At 31.0% G+C, this 22,350-nt stretch carries 31 protein-coding genes and 1 tRNA gene; 17 read left to right on the top strand and 15 right to left on the bottom strand.

All coding sequences use genetic code 11. The features are described from left to right. Positions 1–4 precede the first annotated feature (4 nt). Complete coding sequence (locus ACTF45_RS04565; RefSeq protein ID WP_438949436.1) at positions 5–778, bottom strand: 16S rRNA (uracil(1498)-N(3))-methyltransferase; 774 nt, start codon at positions 776–778, stop codon at positions 5–7. Positions 779–787: 9 nt separating this feature from the next. Continuing rightward, positions 788–1,231: a DUF3531 family protein gene (locus tag ACTF45_RS04560; RefSeq protein WP_011132301.1), complete on the bottom strand. Its 444-nt coding sequence runs from the start codon at positions 1,229–1,231 to the stop codon at positions 788–790. Between the two features lie 85 nt (positions 1,232–1,316). Between ACTF45_RS04560 and ACTF45_RS04555 the strand changes: the two genes are divergently transcribed. Both ACTF45_RS04555 and hslO read left to right on the top strand, forming a co-directional pair. Beyond that, entirely contained in the window at positions 1,317–1,964 is a 648-nt protein-coding gene (locus ACTF45_RS04555) for an ABC transporter ATP-binding protein (RefSeq protein ID WP_288347187.1), read from the top strand. After that, entirely contained in the window at positions 1,954–2,856 is a 903-nt protein-coding gene (gene hslO, locus ACTF45_RS04550) for an Hsp33 family molecular chaperone HslO (protein ID WP_438949435.1), read from the top strand. The genes ACTF45_RS04555 and hslO overlap by 11 nt, the downstream gene beginning before the upstream one ends. Before the next feature lies 1 nt (position 2,857). Here the strand turns inward: hslO and ACTF45_RS04545 are convergent, their stop codons facing one another. Genes ACTF45_RS04545 through ACTF45_RS04535 form a run of 3 tightly spaced genes read right to left on the bottom strand, consistent with a single transcriptional unit; the run spans position 2,858 to position 5,946 of the window. Next, entirely contained in the window at positions 2,858–3,532 is a 675-nt protein-coding gene (locus ACTF45_RS04545) for a CPP1-like family protein (protein ID WP_438949434.1), read from the bottom strand. A 51-nt stretch (positions 3,533–3,583) separates the two neighbouring features. Further along, entirely contained in the window at positions 3,584–5,221 is a 1,638-nt protein-coding gene (locus ACTF45_RS04540; protein ID WP_438949433.1) for a peptide chain release factor 3, read from the bottom strand. A 29-nt stretch (positions 5,222–5,250) separates the two neighbouring features. After that, complete coding sequence (locus ACTF45_RS04535) at positions 5,251–5,946, bottom strand: class I SAM-dependent methyltransferase (RefSeq protein ID WP_288347179.1); 696 nt, start codon at positions 5,944–5,946, stop codon at positions 5,251–5,253. A 132-nt stretch (positions 5,947–6,078) separates the two neighbouring features. Here ACTF45_RS04535 and nrdJ point away from each other — a divergent pair, with 132 nt between their 5' ends. Together nrdJ and ACTF45_RS04525 are read left to right on the top strand one after the other, a co-directional pair. Then, positions 6,079–8,412, top strand: a complete 2,334-nt coding sequence (nrdJ, locus tag ACTF45_RS04530; RefSeq protein ID WP_288347209.1) for a ribonucleoside-triphosphate reductase, adenosylcobalamin-dependent — start codon at positions 6,079–6,081, stop codon at positions 8,410–8,412. Between the two features lie 85 nt (positions 8,413–8,497). Further along, entirely contained in the window at positions 8,498–8,755 is a 258-nt protein-coding gene (locus ACTF45_RS04525; protein WP_438949432.1) for an RNA recognition motif-containing protein, read from the top strand. Between the two features lie 4 nt (positions 8,756–8,759). Here the strand turns inward: ACTF45_RS04525 and ACTF45_RS04520 are convergent, their stop codons facing one another. Beyond that, positions 8,760–8,954 carry a hypothetical protein gene (locus ACTF45_RS04520; protein ID WP_438949431.1) on the bottom strand — a complete coding sequence of 65 codons (195 nt, stop codon included), beginning with the start codon at positions 8,952–8,954 and terminating at the stop codon, positions 8,760–8,762. A 308-nt stretch (positions 8,955–9,262) separates the two neighbouring features. Here ACTF45_RS04520 and ACTF45_RS04515 point away from each other — a divergent pair, with 308 nt between their 5' ends. Continuing rightward, positions 9,263–9,364, top strand: a complete 102-nt coding sequence (locus ACTF45_RS04515; RefSeq protein ID WP_071812974.1) for a DUF4278 domain-containing protein — start codon at positions 9,263–9,265, stop codon at positions 9,362–9,364. A gap of 77 nt (positions 9,365–9,441) precedes the next feature. On the opposite strand, the gene ACTF45_RS04510 is transcribed toward ACTF45_RS04515, so the two are convergent. Beyond that, on the bottom strand, positions 9,442–9,606 hold the full coding sequence (locus ACTF45_RS04510) for a hypothetical protein (protein ID WP_173027961.1): 165 nt from the start codon (positions 9,604–9,606) through the stop codon (positions 9,442–9,444). Between the two features lie 126 nt (positions 9,607–9,732). Here ACTF45_RS04510 and ACTF45_RS04505 point away from each other — a divergent pair, with 126 nt between their 5' ends. Then, a complete protein-coding gene (locus tag ACTF45_RS04505) occupies positions 9,733–9,882 on the top strand; it encodes a hypothetical protein (protein WP_173027959.1) in 150 nt (49 codons plus the stop codon). A gap of 491 nt (positions 9,883–10,373) precedes the next feature. On the opposite strand, the gene ACTF45_RS04500 is transcribed toward ACTF45_RS04505, so the two are convergent. Next, positions 10,374–11,123 carry an NAD-dependent DNA ligase gene (locus tag ACTF45_RS04500; protein ID WP_288347171.1) on the bottom strand — a complete coding sequence of 250 codons (750 nt, stop codon included), beginning with the start codon at positions 11,121–11,123 and terminating at the stop codon, positions 10,374–10,376. Positions 11,124–11,289: 166 nt separating this feature from the next. Between ACTF45_RS04500 and ACTF45_RS04495 the strand changes: the two genes are divergently transcribed. Continuing rightward, positions 11,290–11,379 (top strand) — tRNA-Ser (locus ACTF45_RS04495). Positions 11,380–11,463: 84 nt separating this feature from the next. Here ACTF45_RS04495 and ACTF45_RS04490 read toward each other — a convergent pair. From ACTF45_RS04490 to ACTF45_RS04480, 3 genes are all read right to left on the bottom strand, one after another. After that, on the bottom strand, positions 11,464–12,180 hold the full coding sequence (locus ACTF45_RS04490; protein ID WP_288347170.1) for a pseudouridine synthase: 717 nt from the start codon (positions 12,178–12,180) through the stop codon (positions 11,464–11,466). A 309-nt stretch (positions 12,181–12,489) separates the two neighbouring features. Continuing rightward, positions 12,490–12,780, bottom strand: coding sequence for a vanadium nitrogenase (locus ACTF45_RS04485; RefSeq protein ID WP_288347169.1), 291 nt, complete (start codon positions 12,778–12,780; stop codon positions 12,490–12,492). A gap of 30 nt (positions 12,781–12,810) precedes the next feature. Continuing rightward, a complete protein-coding gene (locus tag ACTF45_RS04480; protein WP_036930964.1) occupies positions 12,811–13,014 on the bottom strand; it encodes a DUF2839 family protein in 204 nt (67 codons plus the stop codon). Positions 13,015–13,118: 104 nt separating this feature from the next. On the opposite strand from ACTF45_RS04480, the gene ACTF45_RS04475 reads away from it, so the two are divergent. Genes ACTF45_RS04475 through ACTF45_RS04465 form a run of 3 tightly spaced genes read left to right on the top strand, consistent with a single transcriptional unit; the run spans position 13,119 to position 14,298 of the window. Further along, positions 13,119–13,319 carry a hypothetical protein gene (locus ACTF45_RS04475; RefSeq protein ID WP_438949430.1) on the top strand — a complete coding sequence of 67 codons (201 nt, stop codon included), beginning with the start codon at positions 13,119–13,121 and terminating at the stop codon, positions 13,317–13,319. A 56-nt stretch (positions 13,320–13,375) separates the two neighbouring features. After that, on the top strand, positions 13,376–13,972 hold the full coding sequence (locus ACTF45_RS04470) for a hypothetical protein (protein ID WP_438949429.1): 597 nt from the start codon (positions 13,376–13,378) through the stop codon (positions 13,970–13,972). After that, a complete protein-coding gene (locus ACTF45_RS04465) occupies positions 13,969–14,298 on the top strand; it encodes a hypothetical protein (protein WP_288347163.1) in 330 nt (109 codons plus the stop codon). The genes ACTF45_RS04470 and ACTF45_RS04465 overlap by 4 nt, the downstream gene beginning before the upstream one ends. 34 nt (positions 14,299–14,332) lie before the next feature. Here the strand turns inward: ACTF45_RS04465 and ACTF45_RS04460 are convergent, their stop codons facing one another. Next, the gene (locus ACTF45_RS04460) at positions 14,333–14,767 is read right to left on the bottom strand and encodes a Tic20 family protein (RefSeq protein ID WP_288347161.1); all 435 of its coding nucleotides are present in this window, start codon (positions 14,765–14,767) and stop codon (positions 14,333–14,335) included. 90 nt (positions 14,768–14,857) lie between these two features. On the opposite strand from ACTF45_RS04460, the gene gloA reads away from it, so the two are divergent. The 5 genes from gloA to ACTF45_RS04435 all read left to right on the top strand — a co-directional run bounded on the left by gloA (position 14,858) and on the right by ACTF45_RS04435 (position 17,046). Continuing rightward, a complete protein-coding gene (gloA, locus tag ACTF45_RS04455; RefSeq protein WP_288347160.1) occupies positions 14,858–15,247 on the top strand; it encodes a lactoylglutathione lyase in 390 nt (129 codons plus the stop codon). 2 nt (positions 15,248–15,249) lie between these two features. After that, a complete protein-coding gene (locus ACTF45_RS04450; protein WP_288347158.1) occupies positions 15,250–15,402 on the top strand; it encodes a hypothetical protein in 153 nt (50 codons plus the stop codon). A gap of 190 nt (positions 15,403–15,592) precedes the next feature. After that, entirely contained in the window at positions 15,593–15,970 is a 378-nt protein-coding gene (locus ACTF45_RS04445; RefSeq protein ID WP_288347157.1) for a 5'-3' exonuclease, read from the top strand. Between the two features lie 190 nt (positions 15,971–16,160). Continuing rightward, on the top strand, positions 16,161–16,658 hold the full coding sequence (locus tag ACTF45_RS04440; RefSeq protein ID WP_011132285.1) for a VHS domain-containing protein: 498 nt from the start codon (positions 16,161–16,163) through the stop codon (positions 16,656–16,658). After that, positions 16,630–17,046 (top strand): LEM domain-containing protein, encoded by a 417-nt coding sequence (locus tag ACTF45_RS04435; RefSeq protein ID WP_438949428.1) that lies wholly within the window; start codon positions 16,630–16,632, stop codon positions 17,044–17,046. The genes ACTF45_RS04440 and ACTF45_RS04435 overlap by 29 nt, the downstream gene beginning before the upstream one ends. A gap of 1 nt (position 17,047) precedes the next feature. Here the strand turns inward: ACTF45_RS04435 and ACTF45_RS04430 are convergent, their stop codons facing one another. Then, entirely contained in the window at positions 17,048–17,521 is a 474-nt protein-coding gene (locus ACTF45_RS04430) for a pentapeptide repeat-containing protein (protein ID WP_011132283.1), read from the bottom strand. A 108-nt stretch (positions 17,522–17,629) separates the two neighbouring features. Between ACTF45_RS04430 and ACTF45_RS04425 the strand changes: the two genes are divergently transcribed. Beyond that, complete coding sequence (locus tag ACTF45_RS04425) at positions 17,630–19,276, top strand: GMC oxidoreductase (RefSeq protein WP_288347155.1); 1,647 nt, start codon at positions 17,630–17,632, stop codon at positions 19,274–19,276. Here ACTF45_RS04425 and ACTF45_RS04420 read toward each other — a convergent pair. Continuing rightward, complete coding sequence (locus tag ACTF45_RS04420; RefSeq protein WP_288347153.1) at positions 19,263–19,520, bottom strand: DUF2811 domain-containing protein; 258 nt, start codon at positions 19,518–19,520, stop codon at positions 19,263–19,265. The two genes, ACTF45_RS04425 and ACTF45_RS04420, sit on opposite strands and share 14 nt — an antisense overlap. Positions 19,521–19,871: 351 nt before the next feature. Beyond that, on the bottom strand, positions 19,872–21,014 hold the full coding sequence (locus ACTF45_RS04415) for a sirohydrochlorin chelatase (RefSeq protein WP_348659784.1): 1,143 nt from the start codon (positions 21,012–21,014) through the stop codon (positions 19,872–19,874). A gap of 47 nt (positions 21,015–21,061) precedes the next feature. Between ACTF45_RS04415 and ACTF45_RS04410 the strand changes: the two genes are divergently transcribed. Continuing rightward, the gene (locus tag ACTF45_RS04410) at positions 21,062–22,339 is read left to right on the top strand and encodes an FAD-binding protein (RefSeq protein ID WP_438949427.1); all 1,278 of its coding nucleotides are present in this window, start codon (positions 21,062–21,064) and stop codon (positions 22,337–22,339) included. Positions 22,340–22,350 lie beyond the last annotated feature (11 nt).

Here is a 22,350-nt window from a genome sequence, read left to right as displayed (position 1 = left end):
TTTTTTAAAGAATTAATTTAAGATCATTACGCCATTGACTAAGAATTGAAGTTGCATTAACAGTAGCTGTTGAAGTTCTTAAAATGGTTTCTGAAAGTTTTACAAAAGCAATTTGATTTTTATTAAAAAATTCAATTTCACCTTTGGACCAGCCTCCCTCCGGTCCAATTACATTCCATAAAACTCCTCCTTTTTTATCCAAAAAACTTTGCTTTTTTTTTAACCAATAGTTTAAATTATCAGAGCTAACATCTCTTGTAACAGATACTGAAATTATATCTTTATTTTCTATGGAATTTATCCAGTCGAATAAATTAATATCACTCAAAATAGATGGTCTCCATAATCTCTCACATTGTTCAACAGCTTCATTAACAATCGAATTCCATCTTATAAGTTTATTTGAGAAGTTTGTAAACTTCTTAACTTGTCTATCTGAATACAAAGGTTGTATAAAATCAATTCCTATTTCAGTACACATTTTTAGAATATCTTCAAAACCATTTTTAGGAATAACAACAGCTATTCCTAATAAAATTTTTTCTTTTTCTTTAAATAAATAAGGATTATAAATATTGTTTATCTTTATAGAATTATCCTCTAAGTTTATAGCTTTCCATAATGAACCTTGCCCATTAGTGATAAATATTTCTTTACCAAATTTTATTCGCATTACTTTATTTATATAGCGCGCTTCATTATTTGTAAGTTTTAAATTATTGTTCTTGTTATTAATTATTCTTTCATTCTGTATAAATAATCTTGTTAAATCATCCATATATAAAAATCAATTTTTAAAAACCAAATCTTCATGTTCCTCAATCGACCAATCACTATTTTCTCCCCCAATTATTAATTCATCAATTTTTACATAATTATTAGATATCTCATTTAACGCATTTATTAAAATATCAATAGAAAGTGAATCTGAAGTTCCAAAATCAACCCAACTTCTTGACCATAAATTTTGATATTCCATAACACCTAAATTATGCATCAAGGCAGGAAGGGCAGATTCTTTTTGCTCATTATCGTATGACATCCAACTTAAATCAGAACCCTCTTCATGAGTTTGTAAATTTTCAGAATTAAAACCACCTAACCTACCTAAAACATACCAACTATCAAAAACTCCATCTAAGTAGTTTTTTTCTGCTTCAGTAGGTATTTCAAAGAATTTTATCCAAATCCAACAATTAAAAGGATCAACTTCTCTAAATGCAATATTCATTTTTACTGTTATTTTTTTTTAGATCTATAGTTATTATAAGTTGATAATTCAAAGTTTAAATTTTATACCTACAACTAAATTAATAATGCTTGATTTAAAAGATATTACTTATCAACCTCAAACAGGAAATAAAAAAATATTAGATGATATTAGTTTCAATCTTCATGAAAATGAAATTATATTAATTTGTGGCAAAAGTGGTTCAGGGAAAACTACTCTATTGGAAATAATAAGTGGACTAATTACTCCTCAGAAAGGAAAGATTACTTGGAAAAATAAAAATATCACTGCTAGGCAAAGAAGATGGATAAGTGGAGTAGTATTCCAATTCCCAGAAAGATACTTTTTAGGAACAACCATTGGGAAAGAATTAAAAATTGGTTATAAATCATTGAGAGAAAAAAATATAGAGCAAGTTTTAAAAAAAGTTGGGCTATCAGATATAAATCTTACTCAACCTCCTGAGAAATTAAGTGGTGGTCAACAGAGAAGATTAGCTGTAGCAGTTCAACTAATGAGAAATCCAACTATTCTTTTACTTGACGAACCAACTGCTGGTCTTGATTGGTCAATGAAAAATGATGTTAAGAATTTAGTTCTCAATCTCAAAAATAAAAATACAATAATTATCGTTACTCATGAACCCTCATTATTTGAGGGGATACCGTCTAAAATATTAGTTCTTGAACAAGGAAAGATTAAGGAATTAACGAAAGGAAATTATGGGGGATAAAATTGTACGCGCAACTGCGGCTAATGGTGGAATAAGGCTAGTTGCGGTATTAACAACAGATGCATCAATGGAAGCGAAAGAAAGGCATGGATTGTCTTATCTAACCACCTCTATACTGGGGAGAGCTTTCAGCGCCTCTCTTCTTTTAGCAAGTTCGATGAAAGTAATGCATGGGAGAGTCACTTTAAGAGTAAGATCTGATGGCCCTTTAAAGGGATTACTTGTGGATGCGGGCAGAGATGGGAAAGTTAGAGGTTATGTAGGAAATCCTAATTTGGAATTAGATCTAGTCAAAACCAAGTCAAATCAATATTCTTTTGATTTCACAAAAGCATTAGGGACAGGCTATTTAAATGTCATACGGGATAATGGTTTTGGAGAACCTTTTACCAGCACTGTTGAGTTAGTTAATGGAAATATTGCTGAAGATTTAGCATCTTATTTATATCATTCTGAGCAGACTCCTTCTGCTGTATTTATTGGGGAAAAGATTCAAAATAAAAATATTATTTCTAGCGGAGGATTGTTAGCTCAAGTTTTACCAAAGAAAGAAACTGATCCATTATTAGTCTCGCTGCTTGAAGAAAGATGTAAAGAAATTAATTCTTTTAGTGAAGACTTATTTAAATCAAAAGATAATCTTCTTTCACTAATAAAAAATATATTTCCAGATATTGACGATAAATCAATTTCCGAGAAAGCTCGAACTCAAGAAGTTAGATTTGAATGTAGGTGCTCCAGACAGAGAAGTTTAAATGCAATGAAAATGCTTGATAAAAACGAGTTAGAAGATATTTTAATTAAAGAAGGAAAAGCCGAATTAGTTTGCGAATTTTGCAAGAATAAATATCTAATAAATTCTGAAGAGATTAAAGAGATGATTAAAAATTAATTTAAAGGAAAATTACTCCTATCCACAAAATTATCATTGCTGGTAAACTTTGAATTTTTTGAATTGATAAAGAGTTATTAGATATTTCCTGAATAAATGAGTTAGTTTCAAATAAACCTCCAAATATTAATCCTATTGAAAGAAATGTCACACTCCATCCAAGAGAACTAATAAACTTTTTACCTGATTTAATTTGAATATACGTAAGGATTAAAGTTGAGATAGAAAGCAGAAGTCTGTTGTAAGAATCAGGACTAATTAAAAGTATTATCAAAAATAATAATCCAACAGATAATTTGATTGAAAGGTTATCAAAAGATGGAGGGGTTATTTTGGGAAGGCTATATTCGTTTGTCTTGTTAGCATTATTATTCAAATTTTTTATTTTTGATAAAAGCGGGAAATCATTATTAATGAGTTTATTAATTTGTTTCTCTTTCTTAGAAGCATTTTGAGCTTCGAAACTAACATTCCCTGACTGCCTTGCTTTCAAACTACCCATTAACAATTGATCAAAAGATGATTCTACTTTTGCCTTAAGTAGTAGATCTTCACCAGCCTCCTTAACTTTAAGATCTCTAGCTTTTTGTATATCTTCAAAATCGGCACCTTCTTCAACACCTAATATTTCATAGGGAGTTTTATCGGGATTATTTTTGCTTTTATTTGAATCCAATTGATTTTTACAATAACTATAGATTAACCAATTTTATTATCCAATAGGACTTTATAAAACAATTGGTTCCACCCCACTAACAACAGGTGCTACTTTTTTTAAATCTAAATTCTCATTATCTTCAATAAATTGATTAAGATTCCACTGATTCTTAAAAAGAATCACTGGCCTATTCCAGCAATCCTTTACTACTTTGCAATTAAAGATCCTTCCTAATTCGTCAATGGCTGACCATCCAACTGAAACCCATCGTGCCAATTGGTATGGCATAGATTCAAGATTGGCATCTACACCATATTCATTTTTTAATCTATGAATAACTACTTCCAACTGTAATTGTCCAACAGCTGCAAGGATAGGATCTCTTTTGCTCTCATCAAAGTCATAAAGTATTTGAACAGCACCTTCTTCACGAAGTTCGTTTACTCCCTTCCTAAAGTTTTTAAATGCTGAAGGGTTTGGATTTCTTAGCCAACTAAATATTTCAGGACTAAAGGAGGGTATACCCTCATATTCAAGATGAGTGCCTGTATATAAAGTATCTCCGATAGAAAACATTCCAGGGTTATTAAGTCCAATCACATCTCCAGGATAGGCATCATCAACTACTTCTCTGTCTTGACCAAATATTTTTTGAGGTCGAGATAATCTAATAGTTCTTCCTGTTCTTGAGTGCTTGACTGACATATCCTTTTCAAATTTTCCACTACAAACTCTTATAAAAGCAACTCTATCTCTATGCTTTGGATCCATATTTGCCTGTAACTTAAATACGAAACCGCTAAATTCATCGCTTGCAGGCTCAATATCTCCCTTATTACTATTTCTTGAAGTTGGTTTTTGAGCCATTTTTAAAAAACTATCTAAAAAAGGTCTTACCCCAAAATTTGTCATCGCCGAGCCAAAGAAAACAGGAGTAAGTGAACCATTAAAAATTTCTTCTTTTTCTAATTTCGAACCTGCCTCATCAAGGACCTCGAGCTCTTCAAGAGAGATCTCAAGTAATTCTTTCTCTACATATTTTGAAAGTTCTTTATCATCTAAACTCATTCTTTTCTCATTTGACTGTTTCCCTCTAACAGCTTTATCAAATAAAATAACCTCTCTTGTAAATCTATCAATAACTCCTCTAAATTCCTCACCTATACCAATTGGCCAATTAACGGGCAAAGTATTCAAACCAAGCTCTGATTCAATTTCATCAAGCAACGAAAAAGGTTCTCTGCCCGGTCTATCCATCTTGTTAATAAAAGTAAAAATAGGTATTTTTCTCATTCTGCATACCTCAAATAATTTTCTTGTTTGAGGTTCTAATCCTTTAGCGGCATCTTCAAGCATTACTGCATTATCTGCGGCAGCTAAAGTTCTATATGTATCTTCAGAAAAATCTTTGTGACCAGGAGTATCCAACAGATTTATTACTGATCTTTCATATTCAAACTGCAAAACAGTTGAAGTAATTGAGATACCTCTTTGTTTTTCAAGTTCCATCCAATCAGAAGTAGCTTTCCTTTGATTACCTCTTGCTTTTACTGCCCCTGCTTGCTGTATAGCGCCTCCATACAAAAGAAGTTTTTCAGTAAGAGTTGTTTTACCAGCATCAGGATGTGAAATAATCGCAAAGTTCCTTCTTTTATTTACCGCCTCTAAGATATTTTTATTATTTAAGTTTTCAGTACTTGAACTCATTAAATTCTATTTTGACAATCTCATTAACTCTAAACCTTACCATAAATGACTAAATATTGATCACCTTCTTCGAACACTTCTAAAGAGGATAATTTATTCTCAAAAATAAAATCTTTTAATTCTTTTGATGTGTAAGAAGCCTTTAATGATGCGTAATAATCATTAGTCAGAATTTCATTATATTTTTCCCCACATTTTTCTTTTAAATATAAGGCTGATTGTTTATCAATCGGTCTTTTAAGATCTTTATGAAAATTTATAGTCAAATCACTTGATAATCTCTTTATGCAATTAAAAAAATCATCCAGATAAGTAATATGGTGAATTAAACTGTTGCTGACTAATAAACTTATATTTTTTTCGAAAGAAATATCACTTGATTTAAGGCTTTTTATATCTGCACAAATGTAACGCAAATTTTTTAATCGACTCCGATTTAAGGAATTCTTTTTATTTAACTCAGCTATTCGAATCATCTCTTTGGAGCCATCAATACCAATAACATTGGCATTAGGCCATTTAGTTGATAACTTTTCAGAAATATTGCCAGGTCCGCATCCTAAATCAACAATCAATTCTTTTTCACTCAAATGAATATTATTTTTAATCAAGTAATGATTTATTTGACTAATAAGATTATTCTCTCCCTCTGAAAAGTCAGCTTTAGCATAAGAATCAACTTGGTCTTCTCTTTCCATTAATTCAGGTTCAACAGTTCTTTCCATAAACTTCCGTGAACAAAGATTTCATAATAAACATATTTTTACACAAACCGTTAAATAGTGGTAAGAATAGTTGCAGACGCCACAGGTAGAGTTATTCTTCCTTTACGGGTAAATTTACATACTTTTTTTATCGTGACAATTGCACCAAATAAAGCTTCCTCCGAGAGCAATTCTAATAATCTTAGAAAAGATGACTTCCCAAAAACAGCTCCTGCTGCTTATCCTGTCTTCTTTAGGTCATATAGCAGAAAGACAGTTTCCGGGAAAAGAGAGAATTGGAGTGAAGTTGGAGAAAGAAATTTATCTGGATTAAAAGAATTAGGAAAACTCTCTGATCAAGAATTGATGTTAATGAGAGAAATGCAGAGCAACCAAAAGGCTCAACCATCTGGAAGATGGTTATGGATCGGAGGGACTCCATGGATTAATAAAAACCAGAATTTTTCAGGAGCATATAATTGTACTTCGACAAATTTAATTGATTGGGAAGCTTTTGCCTTAATGATGGATTTAGCAATGATGGGTTGCGGCACAGGAGCAATAATAGAACCCCATTTTATAAATAAGCTTCCAACAGTAAAAAATAAAATAACTATTAAATCAGTAAGCGAAGTAGGAATAACTCCTAAAGATCAAAGGCAGGAAAAATCTTCTTTAGAAATTAAAGGCAATGATATTTTTATAAAAGTTGGGGATAGCAGAAGAGGCTGGGTAGATAGTTATAAATATCTTCTTGAAGCATCAAGCAATGAAAGTCTTGAGAAAGAAGTTAATGTTCATATTAACTTAGAAGATATTAGGCCAGCAGGAGAATCATTAAAAGGTTTTGGAGGTATGGCGAATCCTATTAAATTAAAGGATCTATACTCTCGAGTTGCTTCTCTATTAGGAAAAGCGATTGGTAGAAAGCTAAATACAGTTGAGTGTTGCTTACTTATTGACGAAGCAGCTGTAACAATAGTTGCAGGTAATATAAGAAGAAGCGCTGGCATGAGGCAGTTTGCATCTGATGACAAAGAAGCAGCATCAGCTAAAGAGAATCTATGGAGTCAAGACGAAGACGGTAATTGGAGAATCGATCCCGAAAAGGACGCTCTTAGAATGGCAAATCATACAAGGGTTTATCATACAAAGCCTTCTTATCAAACAATTCTGGATGCTGTAACCAAGCAATTTCATTCAGGTGAAGGAGCAATTCAATTTGCTCCAGAAGCAATAGCAAGATCAAATGCAGATATTTTGAACGGAGAAGATCTCAAAAATGAATTCATAGAAATATATTCGGAACAAGGTAAAGAGGAAGCTAGAAATTGGATTAATCTAAATTACGGACCTTTTTCTGAAGAAGAACTAGATCATAGAATGAGTAGATATGGACTTAATCCTTGCGGAGAAATATTAGGCAACGATTTTCATTGTAACTTGGCCGAAGTTCACCTAAATCAGATAGATCCGGAAAATATTGAAGAACAAAAAAAAGCCTTTAAAGCTGCAGCTCTTTCAGTGGCATGTTTGCTAAATCATGAATTCGAAGTTGAGAGATATAGAAAAAGTAGGGAGTATGATCCTATTGTAGGAGTTAGTTTTACAGGATTATTTGATTTCTTTGTACATGCGTTTGGAACCCCTTGGTTGAAATGGTGGGAAGCTGGGAGACCTGACAACGAAGAAGGAAAAGAATTTAAAAAGCAAGAAGCTAAATTCTTAGATTCATGGAGAAAAACTGTAAAAGAAACTGTTTGGGAATACTGCGACAAACATAATCTCAGAAGACCTAATAGATGCACAACAGTTCAACCTGCTGGCACCAAAAGTCTTTTAACTGGAGCTGCTCCTGGATGGCATCCACCTAAAGCACAAAGATTTTTAAGAAGAATAACTTTCAGAAAGAATGATCCTATTGCTTTAGCTTGTATGGATTATGGTTACTCTGTTGTTCCATCTCAATCCGATAAAGATGAAAAAGGATGTTTACTTGATAATCCATTTGACCCAAGATGTACTGAATGGCTCGTTGAAATCCCAACAGAAGTAAGTTGGGCAAACATAGAAGGAGCAGATCAAATAGATATTAATAACTTCTCTGCCCTTGCACAATTCGATTTTTATATGCAAGTTCAAAAGTTTTATACAGAACATAATACTTCTGCAACTGTTGAATTTAGAGAAAGTGAAATTGAAGATTTAGCAAAAGCAATACATAATGCGATAGAAAATAACGAAGGGTATATTTCTGCAGCATTATTAGCTCGATTCAGTGCAAATGCTACATTCCCAAGATTACCTTTTGAACCTATAAGTAAAGAGGAATATTTATCTTTGCAGGAACAGGTAACTGAAAGGAAAGTAAATAATGATTTCTTTGATGCACTTAATAAATATGATATTGGAGAGCTCTCCGAAGCAGGACCAGCTGGTTGTGATTCAGATAAGTGTTTACTTCCGTTAGCTAAACCAGAAAATTAAATATTAAATTATTTGTAAATTAATTAAATTTTGTTTTTAAAAATTTAATTTATGGCTACATCTTAAGTAGGTATATAAATTGACTATGACATTAAGCTTAAATATTGGTAAATTTTTTAATGATTCATCTACTCATGCTTTAGTTGACGAGCTTAGGAAAAGAAATACAAAAGAGTCAATATTAGAATTTGAAGAGAAATTTAACTCTAGAAACGAAAAAAATCTACATATTTATATATGTAGATTTCTTAAAAATAGATCTATATCTCGAGCTTTAGCTTCTAAGTGGCTAATTACAATGATTAACGACAAAGAGTTAAAAATTAATTCTCTGAAAAATTAGATAATTAAGTCAGAGCAGAAAGCCTCCAAAGAGCTATCCCAAAAATTGAAACACCCATTATTAAAGTAAAAGCCAAAGCATTAACCACTTGAACCTTCTCAGTCATGACATTCGCGAATGGAAGTAACTGCGCATACAAAGGTTTTTCTTCAACTACTTGAGCTTTTTTACTAGGAGATTTTTTGTTTCTTGAGAACATAAACATCGTTATAATCCTCTGAATTTTACATTTAAAAAGTAAAGTTATTAAAAATAAATAGATTAATTGAACAAAATGTAACCTGTCTAAATCATTAAATTATTCTAAAAAAAGATTTCATCCCACTTAATAGATAAATTTTCTTCGATTTAGCAGTAAAAATGTCATTTAAAGCCTTCACAAAAAATTACCTGTGTGTTAATATTAATTTGTAGCAACCGCTACCAAAACGTTCAACTTGTAATAATGCAAGCCGCAAATCGACTCAAGCCATGGAACGGGGACTTGGGCGAAACCGGAGAAAATAGATGACACTTATCTACAGAGGACAAAAATACGTCCAAAACAAAGTAGCTGCAAAAAAACAGCATACAGAATTAACTTATAGAGGCAAAGCTTACACAAGTTAATTACTATACAAAAATAAAAAAGGCTACGTTACGTGGCCTTTTTTTATTGCTCAAAATATCAGATGCTCAATTTATAACTAACCATCATAAATTTTACAATGAGAATTTGTAGGATGCAAAATACATTCCTCATCCCAGTACTCATTAAAAGTATCTTTTGGTAATTGATAATTAAAATCGTGCATCCTCCATATGTCATTCAGTGAATTGTTGAGGATGGTAAAAGGTGTTGTAAGTTTCATAACCTTCCTTTGTAACTAGTTACTCTCTAAAACGAGTCCACCTATGAAGTCAAGCGAAGAAATACTCAATTGTACTTTCAAACAATGATATAAGATGATTAAATATTAAACCTTAAGAGGAAAATCATGACAGAGGAAAAACCTCTATTTAAAACTCCTTATGATATTAAAGATGTAAGTGCTCTTTTTGCGATAGTAGCCTTTGTTTTAATTATTGCTGCCATAGTTGGTAATAATTTATTTGGGATATTTCAACAAAATGTTAATTTTGGCTAATTCATTTTGATAATAAGTAATCTAATATCTTCTTCATTGAAAAAACAAGAACCTGTTCTTTAGTTCCCTCATGAAGAATAATATCGAGTGATACCCTTATTTTCCTTTTTTGTTAATTGTATAGATTTATTAATAGAACATAGTCATATCAATCAATCTAGTATTTTTGCTTATTGATCCCAATAAATTCTTCCAATAATATGAACGAAATTTATAAAAGGTTTATTTTATGAGTATTCAAAGAAGTCAAAATCATAAGAGACAATCAAAAAGTAATTCAGAATGGCTAGATGAAATGATAAATATTATAGACAGAATGAAAAACAAACTTTAGAACGTAATCGTAATGGGATTTCCACATTGCCCTATTTGTGTGGCTCTAGCATTTTTCACCTTTTGTGTAGTGGTCACTCGCAGCTACATGTTGTTTTTTCTTTATAACGAGTCTTTAAAAAGAAGATCTCCTTTTTTACCTATTCCAAAATACAACCTTAATCCTTTATAGCGATCTGCCAGTAGGGATAATTTATACTTGATTTTTCTCTAATTAATTGTAATTTTCTAGAATTTATTTTTACAACTATTCCGTCAGTTGGATAGTCAGTAAATAATTTTTTATCTAACCATTGTTTCCTAAAGACTTGGACTTGGCTTGTGTAATTACAGCTTTTAATGTCTGGGGTGTTGAAGCCAAGTTTTTTAAGATATTGAATGGTTTCGTATTGATTAAGCTTTCCATTAATAATTTGGAAACCGCAAAAGCTGATACCTTCTGGAGACCCTGCTGCAGCTCGGACGAAGCCTGATGCAATTCTTTGGGAAAAGTTGGGAGATCTATTTGGAGTGAAAAGTTCGCCTCTAATTTGCATAATTCCTGAAACAGGAAGTTTGAGGGGTATGTCTTGAATTTCAGCAATTTTGTTTGTGACATCTATACCTTTTCTAGAAATGGACTTTTCTAAGTTGCCATCTCTGTATTGCAAAGCAATAGCAATGCCATCAATCTTAGGCTCTATTAACAATCGAGTATCAGGCAGCAATCCTTCTAAGAATTCATCAATAGAATTCTTTTTTAATGAAGGTAATGGGAGAGATTTTTTATTAGTAAAGTAATCGCAATCAGGATCTATTCTTAAAAGATTTTTTTCTAACTGATCAAATTGTTTATCTGTAATTAAGGCATTGCCTATTCTGTAATTGTGGTCGTACCATTCGAGTCTCTCTTCAAGATATGTTGTCATAATTTATTGGCTCCTTTAATATCATATATTTCTTGAAAACTAGATTGATATCTAGTTATATCAACAGATTTCATATGAAATTATACATTAGTTTCACAAAAGTTTTCTAAAAAATTAACCTTCTTTTGCTATACTTATAAAGTTAAAAATTTAATATTTTTCACCAGGAGAGGTGGTCGAGTGGTTTAAGGCTCTAGTCTTGAAAACTAGCGTACCGGCAACGGTACCGTGGGTTCGAATCCCACCCTCTCCGCCATATTTATAGACAAGAAATTTTAACTTGTGTTTTTGGGAAACTGAAAGCACTTTTTTATTGGAAACATAGGATTTTTGATTAGTCTTATGTTTTTGAAGAGTTTTTGAGTAATTCATTCAATTCAAAGAGTTCTTCTTTGGTAAATTCGCGATATTCTCCTGTTGACACGTCTAATTTAATATTCATAATTCTTACACGCTTCAATGATTTTACTCTGAATCCTAGGGATTCACACATTCTCCTAATCTGACGGTTAAGTCCTTGAGTGAGTATGATTCTGAATTTTTTTGGCCCCAATTGTTTTACGAAACAATTCTTAGTAATGGTATCTAATATTTCAACGCCATTACTCATGCTTTGAATAAAGTCTCTATTAATAGGTCGATTAACGCTTACGATGTATTCTTTTTCATGATTATTTCTTGCTCTGAGTATTTTATTTACGATATCTCCATCGTTAGTTAAGAAAATTAATCCCTCACTGGGCTTATCCAATCTTCCAATTGGAAAAATTCTTGTAGGATATTTAATGAAATCTATGATATTGTCGGATTCTACTCTTCTATCGGTTGTGCAAACAATTCCAGCAGGTTTATTAAAAACTAAGTATATTTTTTCTTGTTTCGTTGATTTCTCTATTCTTTGACCTTCAACTTCTACTTGATCTCCATCCTCTACCTTGGTACCCATTTCTGGAATTTCACCATTAATAGTTACTTTTCCTTCTTCAATTAGACTATCCGCTACCCTTCTAGAGCAATAACCGAGTTCACTTAAATATTTATTTATTCTAGTAGCCATTTTGTCAAAGTTACCTTTTAATAATTTGAAATTTAGTTATTTTCTCGAAAAAAAATTCTTGACTTTATTTTAACCAATTGATTTAGTAAGCATAATAAAATTGCAACTTTAAAGGGATCCTGTTGTGACTTTTGCTATTGATCTACTACTAACTATTTAAATTCTAGTTTTCTTTCGAGTCTGTGGATGACTTACCAAGTTGCGGATTTATATTTAGATAATAGAACTGCTTATTGTTTGATATTAAGGTTTTATTGATTAACTCTTAGCGCGCTTGCTTCATTAATCTGAATATTAATAAATCATTTTTCATAAAAGATGTCTACACATATACCAAAAATGTTCTATGTCGATAGTGGTCGTTTTGAACTTATCAGTTTCTATTTTTCTTGATGATGACCTTTGCATTAAGACTTTTATTGATGGATGCTTCATTGAATATACAGGTTTGAATCCTGCTTTTTTTGCTTCGCTATGAAGATCTCTCTTTTGATAGGAATCCATTCCACAGAATAATATAGAGGGTTTATTATCTAATCCTTCTTCTGATTTCAAGATCCTATATTTTAAAACTTTTGCAATCTTTTCTAATTCCCACATTATTATTTATTCAAAAAAAATAATCAATCATTACTTATAGTATTTAATGACACCAAATACGCCAACAAAAAGGATAACAATTGCAACACCATAAAATACGAAAGGAATAATCGGATATTTATATAAAGTATTTCTAACTTTCTGCTTGACCTTATCTTTATTAAATTCGGGTAAAACAAATTCTTTTTCTCTAGGAGGCAAACCCAAATCTTTCCTTCTTTTAGCTTCTCCCATATTAAAAACAAGACTATTCAAATGGTAATCCAATACAGATCTTATTTGGTTTTAAATACACTGTTTATTTTTGTTTTTGTTAAAGTTAATTTTTGGCAATAGCTATGGGAAAAGGATTTGCAACAAAAACACAAAGTACCAATAAAACAAAAAAAATAATTACTTCAAAAGAACCCAAAGGTAGACTCATCTCATGGTCTCCTTGGCCACCAGCAAATTTCCAAACTCGCTATCCTGCTTTTCCCCTGGTTCTCACATTATTAATTGTCTTGATTGGGCAATGGTATATTTCTCTTTTGAGATAATTTAAACCTTCATATTAAATTTAAATTTAAATTAAGTTGAGGATATTTAAATACATTTGTTTTTCTTTCTCTTATTTTCTGCACATTTGCAAGCAGTAATTGTTCCAATAATTTTTGGAATTAAATCAATTAATAAATTCAAAAATATAAAAAACCATATTCTTATTCCCTTTGGTTTTATTTTTTTAGGTTTGGCCTCAATGTTTGAGATGATTGATCATACAAAAACAAATTGGATTTATATAGATCATTCTTCTCTCTTTAATTGGTTTTTTTATACTTTTCTTGCATTAGGCTTAACAAGTTTTACCATATCAGTTATTAAAAATAAATTTGCTATTGGAACAAATATCTTCCTATGTTTTTGCTCAATAGTTTCCTATTTATTAATTGATAAAACGATCGCTCTCTCATTACAAGTAATTATTAGTATATTCTTGATTATAAATTGGCAACGAATATTTAAAGATTGGATCTTCATTGCTTACCCAATATTTGGCATTGTTTTTACAACTTTCTTTGGGACAAATCTATCAATAACTGGAAACCAAATTTGGCATGTTTTTATTGGCCCATCAGGGACTATTAGTGTAATAACTTTTTATTTAGTATTAAAAAGGTCTAAAAATAAATTATCTAAGATTTTGAAATGAGCAGATTTATCATTATCTCTTTTTTAATTTTGCTAACTTTCATCGTTTCACCAAATAAAACGCTAGCTGAAACACCTCTTGATGTTTATATGAATGATTTTTACTCTAAATCAAATGAAGCCAGTAAAATTCTTAAAGAAATAGAAACAAATCTCAAAGAGGGTTCTAGAAAAAATGTATGTTCAAGACAGAGAGAAGCTGCAAGGTTAGGATTATTAGCTAATAAATCCTTAATTAAAGCATTTGAAGTAGGAGGAACAGAACCACCGATGGAAGCTATAAAATTTAGTCAAAAAAGATGGGAATCTATTTTCAATGAATGTTAAAAATAAGCAAGTAAACAAAAACTTATGAAGTTCTTCAAATTTGCATTCTTACAGATTTGCTAATAAACGGTATTTCGGGTTCAACGCCATTAATACACTGGAAGATAGAAAAAATAAAAATAGATAGTGAAAATACAAATACTATTGAACCAAATTCAACTAAAGGCAAAATACGTAATAGATAACTAATTATGATCAAGGCAATATCAAGGAGTAATGCTTGGCAAGCGTTATATCTTATGAAATAGGGGACATTTGGATTTCTTACAACTCCTGCAAACAATATTATAAAAAATAATAAACCCCCAAAAGGTAAGGATCTTTCAATTATCGCAACAGGGAATGTGAGCAATAAAAGTACTTTTAAAAAAGAAAATTTATATAATAAATAGTATCCAAAAGGCAATGAAGCCTTTAATGGTAAAGTATAAAAAATAACTGAAGTTGCTCGTTGAATTATTTGATTCAATTAAAACCTACTCTTTAATATTTAATTTAACGTATTTTCATAAAAACCAACTTTACTAAATATCATTGTATATAAACAATTAAACTTTAAATGAGAATCTTACACACCATGTTGAGAGTTGGTGATTTAGATAAGTCTATTGATTTTTATGTAAATAGATTAGGGATGAATCTTATAAGAAGGAAAGATTATCCTCATGGAGAATTTACTTTAGCTTTTGTTGGCTATGGTTCTGAGAAAGATAATGCAGTAATTGAGTTAACTCATAATTGGAGCAAGAAATCAGAAGACTACGAGCTTGGAAATAAGTATGGACATATCGCTATTGGCGTAAAAGATATAAATGACATTTGCCAGGGATTAGAAGATAACGGCTGTAATGTTACGACTAAACCAAAAACGATGAAAAACAGCACAACTGTTCTAGCATTTGTTGAAGATCCTGATGGATATAAGATTGAACTTATTGAAAGAGATTAGTTATGGCAATTTCTGAATTAAATGAAGATACACAGGATCAAATATGTGATCTCCTTGAAAATTTGCAGCAAATAGAGAAACTTAAAAATAAAGATATGCGTATTTTGTTAGATAAAATAGTTAGACATTATGGAGGAAAAGTAGTAAATAAATAGGCTGGTTTCTAATTATTTTGCTATAAATTAATTGAGGCCAAACCTCAATGAGTTGAATATATGTTCAACTCCAAGACATAGATTGATTACGTATAGTAGTGTATTCAATTTAATAACCCTTCTGGTAGTGGGAATTTCTGGAAGGGTTTCTTGTTTTTACTTTGCTGTGTCAATACAAAATTAAGTATTAATGGATAAAGCTATAACTTGGCTAATTAGAGGGGCTGTTCTTATTTTTATTGGAGGATGCCTTCTTACATATTTAAACTTAGAGAAAAAACCATCCTTAATTTTTTCAAAACCTACTATTGAGGATTTGAAATATAAAGAATTAGATAAGAAACGTGCAAATGCGGAATTTGCTGCAAAAAGGGATTCTATAGACTATGACAAATTTGGAAGTACAATTTTTTGTAATTCCTCAATGAATAGTTGGATTGAATCACTAAATTATTACAAGCAAATGGATTTATATATTTTTGGGAAAGATGCAGATTTATCAGAATGGGATAATGCAATCAAAGATTACGAAAACGAAAGATCAAGATGTAAAGACTTTGATCCTTAAAGCTATTTTTATTTGCATAGAACTGTGTGTCGTCCCAAAGGTCGAAATTCTTAATCAGATTAGAAAAAAGTTATCGTTTTTTAAAAAATTTACCATGCTGATATAAATACTACAGTCTAAACATATTCTAAATAGAATCTATAGACAATTCAAATAGATTAAACTATTCTTAGATTACAGCTAAGAATTTATGTCCAAGAATTGGTCTTACATAAGAGATGAATGGCTTAAGAGCACAACTATTGCGGAGGATGACGCAAAGTGGGCGTTAGAAGCTTTAATTAATACCGAAGAAGATTTATTTGAAATAGAGAGAAAATTTAAAAATAATCAAGATGCATTAGGACAAGTTAGAAATTTAAAGAAAAAAGTTAAAGAAACTATATCCTCAAAAGAAATAAGCCTCGATGACATTGCTTTAAATACTTCTAATTCAAACAAGGTTCAAATTTCCGTTCCTTCAAATCTCAATTATCTTTTAAAAGTTTGGGCAGCTGCAGAAGGCCGCGATCTATCAAGTGTTGCATTTCAGTGTTTAGAAACTGGTCTAAGAGAAATGAAGAGCAAAGGTTCGATTCCATCGATAGCAATTAATCGATATGATTCTGCTTGTCAGAAAAGAATTGCCTTAGCAGAAGTGAATAATTTATTAGAAAAATATGAGATTTCTCAAAACGAACAAAAATAAAATGGTATTAAAAAAATTAAATAAAGAATATCGGAAATTTATTTCATCATCTTTAAATTTAGTACCTCAAAAATCTAAATTTGGAATACTTTATACTCTTTATTCTGATAGGTTTAATTTAATAGAAGTAGGCTTTGCTGAAAATGATAAAATCCTGAAAAATAAGCTACTGCATAGCGATTTGATTTTATTAGATAAAAAGAAAGGTAAAAAGCAAGACCTTAATTTATTAATAAAAACTTTAAATGAATTGGAAATAAGTTTTTCTAGTAAATTAAATTACAGATACTCAAATATTTTAATAAGACATTTATCTACTTTAGGTTGGCCTGTGGGGCGATCACTTTATAAACAGAGAACAATAAAGAAAGAACTTTCATTTGTTTAATTTAAATATAATCGCATTCCAAAGTTTCTCTAGTTTCTCTATTAGTAAAAGGATTAGTTCCAGAGGCGTCTTTACAAAATTCCCTTAAAACATCCTTTGGCAAGTAGACATTTGTGAAATCTGCTCCTTGAATTTTTACATTTTCAAATTGTGTACTATAAGCAAAAGAATCCTCTAAATTAGTATTTGTTAGATCAGTTCCATCCAACACTGCTGAGTCTAAAGTAACTTCTCTTAAATTAGAATTACTTAAATTAGTATCCTTTAATTTTGCTCCATATAAGCTTGCATTTTGAAGATCACAATCTGACAAATTTGCATCCTGTAAATCTGTCAAATAGAAAGTTGCACCTTGTAAATCAGATCCCGAAAAATCAGTTCCTAATAATGATTGTTTACCGTAATCTAATGCTGCGAAACAACTCAATGGAAAGATTAAAGTAATCGAGCAAATAATCAATATTATAAATCTCATTTAAATCTAAAAATGTTTAAATAAATTCTAACTTCTTAAGTTGAAAACAAGAAATATATATTTAACTGAATGCTATATTTGTTGACATGAAAAATATAAAAGTAGATTTTGGATATAAATCCTTTTGATGCAATCGTAGTAGGTTCAGGCGCAACAGGAGGAGTAGCTGCACTTACTTTGGCAGAACAAGGAATTAGAGTTCTAGTAATAGAAGCAGGACCTCAAATTAAAAGAAATGAGGCCAGTAGTAATGAGCCGAAAGATACCTTAAACAGATTATCGGGAATAATCTCAAAGAAACATGCTAATCAAAGTCAACATCCGGGTTATTGGAAAAATAACCCTGATTTATATTCAAATGAATTAAATCATCCTTATAGCCAATCAAAAGAGAAGCCATTCCTTTGGACTCAAGGAAAGCAATTTGGAGGTAGATCATTAACTTGGGGAGGTATTACCTTGAGATTTTCTCCAGATGATTTTCACCCATCAAAAAAAGATGGGTACGGACCAGATTGGCCTATAACCTACGATGAATTATCGCCTCATTATGATTTTATTGAGAAGTTTTGTGGAATTTATGGACAAAAAGATAACATTGAAGAAGTTCCAGATGGGAAATATATTGGTGAAATACCTCTCACAAGTAATGAAAGTATTTTTGGGAATCAAGTTAAATTAAAATTAAACTACCCATTTATTCAATCTAGAGGATTTGACCGTAACTCCTCGGTTAAAGAAGACCAATGGCCGAGATCTTCAAGTGTTGGGACCACCTTTAAAAAAGCCATAAGCACCGGAAATGTTCAAATACTTTCTAATCACCTCGTAGAATCATTCGAAACAGACAAAATAACTGAGCTAGCTACAAAAATAATCATTGTAAATCTAGAAAATGGTCAAAGAATATCATTAAATTGCGATTTAATTATTCTATGTGCATCCACAATATCAACACTTAGAATTCTACTTAACTCGGAATCCAAATCAAATTCTTCAGGTTTTAAAGATACCTCCAGTAAGTTAGGAAAATATTTGATGGATCATATTTCTATCTGTAGGTTTTTTTCAATTCCTAATAAAATTCAGAAAAAAAATAAATTCAATTCTAATTCTTATCCTGACCTATCGGGCGCAGGGAGTTTTTTCATACCCTTCGGGTCAAACTTACCTAAACCTGAAAGTATTAACTTTTTAAGAGGCTATGGAATTTGGGGCGCAATTGATAGGCTTGGAATCCCTAAGTTTTTACAAAAAGAATTAAATTCTTCTACAGGTTTTCTAATCGCCCATGGTGAGGTCCTACCAAGAAAAGAAAATTCAGTAACTCTTTCTAAGAGAACAGATAGCTGGGGGATTCCAATCCCTCATATTGAATTCAAATGGAGTGAAAACGAATTAAATATGGCTAAACATATGGAAAGTACGATAAGAGATTCAATAAAAGCGGCAGATGGAAAAATCAGAAGAATGGATGAGCTCATAAATATCCCATATATAGGGTTATTTACAGAAAAATCTATTGCACTGTCAGGAAGTCCACCACCACCAGGATATTATATTCATGAAGTAGGGGGGGCAGCTATGGGATTTAGTGAGGAAGAAAGTGTAGTCAATAAATTAAATCAGCTATGGAGATGCAAAAATGTCCTTGTACTAGATGGTGCATGTTGGCCAACTTCTTCATGGCAAAGTCCCACCCTGACGATGATGGCCATAAGCAGAAGAGCTTGTTTAAATATTAAAAAGACTTAGAAGGTGTAAAAAGTTGATTTATATAAATCTCTGAAACTGAACTATCCGTACATCCATTTTGGACAAGAAAAGTAGCTAAAGCAGAATTTATAAGTTTGTATTGATCCCAAGTAGGATTATGTAAAACAAAATCTTTCATAGTTTCATAAAGACTTTCTGAAAGCTCAGTTTCTAAAGAAACTTTTGATGGGAAAGAATTATCAAATTTTACTTCAATGTTATTTTCTTGATTTATTTGATTCATAAATACAAACCTCGTGTTCAAATATAATTGTCTATTTTTTTTTAAAAGTCAAAAAAATATTTTTATCACTTCTACACCATTATCAAATGAGACTCATGTTATAAATTAGATTCAACAAAAACGGTTTTCCAAAGGGGTAAATTGAAAAAAGGTTTAAGAAAAGTCAATAATAATGTTGAAGTGCTGTTATTTTCGAGATAAGGCTTTATACCTAATTTCATGTGGATATGGACGTGGAAAACTTATTGCAAATTGTGGAAAATATAGCCCAAAATACATTTCCAAATATCTATTAGGAATACTTATATATGATTAGTCTATTGAGACCAAACTAAGAAAGAGACGGTTGATTCAGTCTTTTTCAACTGAATTTCTTAAGATTTGATCATCACTAAGCAAGCGAAGCGTAACAGGTCCCAAGGGATGTTTTGAATTTGGATAAATACTATGATGATGATGATGGTGCTCACCATGTTTATGATGATGTTCATCATTATTTTTTTCTACTAAAGGTACTGGGTGATCATCAACATCGCTCAAGCTTTGGTTATTAGTTTCGCATGCCCCGTTACATTCAGAATCACACAAATCACAACTAAGTCCTATGCCCTCAACATGATCATGATGACTTTCTTGTACTAAACCAACTTCTTTTTCAAAACCAAATAAGTTCGATCTATATTTGCACAAGGAACAATTCATAAAATTGTTGCTCTCGTCATTAAAAATTTCTTCAATCCTTTCTACAAATGTTTGAACAACATATTTATGAGACGAAAGATATTTTGCCTCATGGAATTCAACATGTGGATTATCAAGCGCCACTATATCGCTTTGCCTTTTTATTCTTGTTACCAGTACCCCTGAAAAAAGAAAGTAAGGAAAAATAATTATGTTTTTATAACCAAGTCTTACAACATTCCGCAACCCAGGTTCTACTAATGGAAATGTTACCCCAGAGAATACAGTTTCTCCCCAGCCCAAACCAACTCCTTCAACAACCATTCTTGTAATTTTAGATACATTAGAATTTGCATCAGGATCAGAAGAACCTCTTCCAACAACAACTAATAATGATTCTTCAGGAATGAGAGAGTTATTTTTTTTGAACACTTCTTTAACTCTCTCGCAAGCTGCACTAATCATTAAATTATTAATTCCTAATTCTCTTCCATAAATTATCTCTATATCTGTTTTCTTCGCATAATTCATAAGCAAACTTGGTATATCATTTTTAACGTGCCCAGCAGCAAAAAGCATAGCCGGTATAGCTATTACTTTTTTAATAGAACTATTTCTTAATTTATCCAAAGCATCAGTAAGAGATGGCTTTGCAAATTCCAAAAAACCAAATTCAACTAATATTGATGGGAATTTCTTTTGTATAAGCCTAGTTAATTCCTGAAATTCTGTAATAGCTAATTTATTTCTACTCCCATGACCACAAATGAGTATGCCAATTTGCTTATTTAAGTTCGAATCAAAAGTATCCAATTGTAAGGAATAACTAATAACATAATAGTAAAGAAGAATATTTAGTAGTGAAAAAAAATAATAATTTACTTGAAGTTCCAAATATTAATTCCAGTGATGCACACGTTAAAAAACTAATTTATAAAATAGATGATTTATTTAATAGCCATTACAAATCATCCCCAAAATCAGAATATCTTTGTGTTTGCAGCGGGGGTACTACTTCAAGCTGCGCTAGAAATGGTTTAATTACTCTTGATTTAAGAAAAGAATATAACCAAATTCATCTTGAGAAAGAAAAGAATCTAATAAAAATTGGAGGTGGGGTGATTATGAAGGATCTTATGAATTATTTAGAAAAACATAATAAGACCTTCCCTACAGGCCTATCAAAACTTCCCGGAGCAGGTTACATATTAACCGGAGGAATAAGTCCGATGAGTCGAAGATATGGATTAGCTATTGATAATATTGAGTCTATAAAAGGATACTTAGGGAATGGAAATTTTATATCATTAGAGCAAAACAGTCTGGATTCCTCCCAAAAACTATTATGGGAAGGACTTAAAGGTGCTGCTCCCTTTCTCGCAATAATTACTGAAATTGGTCTTAAAACATTCCAATCTCACCCTATTCAAATTATTGAAGGATTTGTAGATGATAATGAACTCTCAAAGATTATTAATTTGGCTGAGGGATTCCCAGAGAATTTAAGCCTACAATGGATTTATGCCGAAGATATATATATTTATATCTTTGCGGAGATAAAAAATGACTCAGATAACAAAATTACCAAAAACTATTTAAAAAAACTTGAAAAATTTAATTCTCTCAAAATAAAAAATTACGAGAACTATAATCAAATAAACTTTTTTCCAAAAGAATTAGATCTATTCGAATTAAATAAGAATAACCATTCAGAAGTAATAAGCCTTCTTGGAGGAGATTTAAAAAATAATGTTCAAATTTTTGTTAAATGTATGAACGAAATAATTAGGGACAAACCAAATAAATCTTGTTATGTTGCCTCACAACAGCTTGGAGGAAAGACAAAAGAATTAGACCATAAATCAAGTTTCTTTATTCATCGGGCAAGCACTTGGAAACCTTGGATCTATGCCGCATGGAAAAAAGGTGATCATAAAGAAAAGGAAATTGTTTTAAAATGGATGAATGAATCGTGGAAGAAACTAAAAATATTTTTCCCAAAAATACATCTAGCTCAGATTCATAATCATTTAAATTCTCACGAAGAAGAAGTCTATTTATCTTTTGGAGAAAGACTTAGTGAATTAAAAACTTTAAAGAATATTTGTGATCCAGAAAGTATTTTGCCTCCTCTATAAGGTAACTTTTT

Origin of the sequence: Prochlorococcus sp., from assembly GCF_965655815.1 — a bacterium.
GTDB classification, from domain to species: domain Bacteria; phylum Cyanobacteriota; class Cyanobacteriia; order PCC-6307; family Cyanobiaceae; genus Prochlorococcus_A; species Prochlorococcus_A pastoris.
The sequence above is the reverse complement of the archived record's forward strand: the minus strand, read 5'-3'. Positions and strand labels throughout refer to the sequence as shown.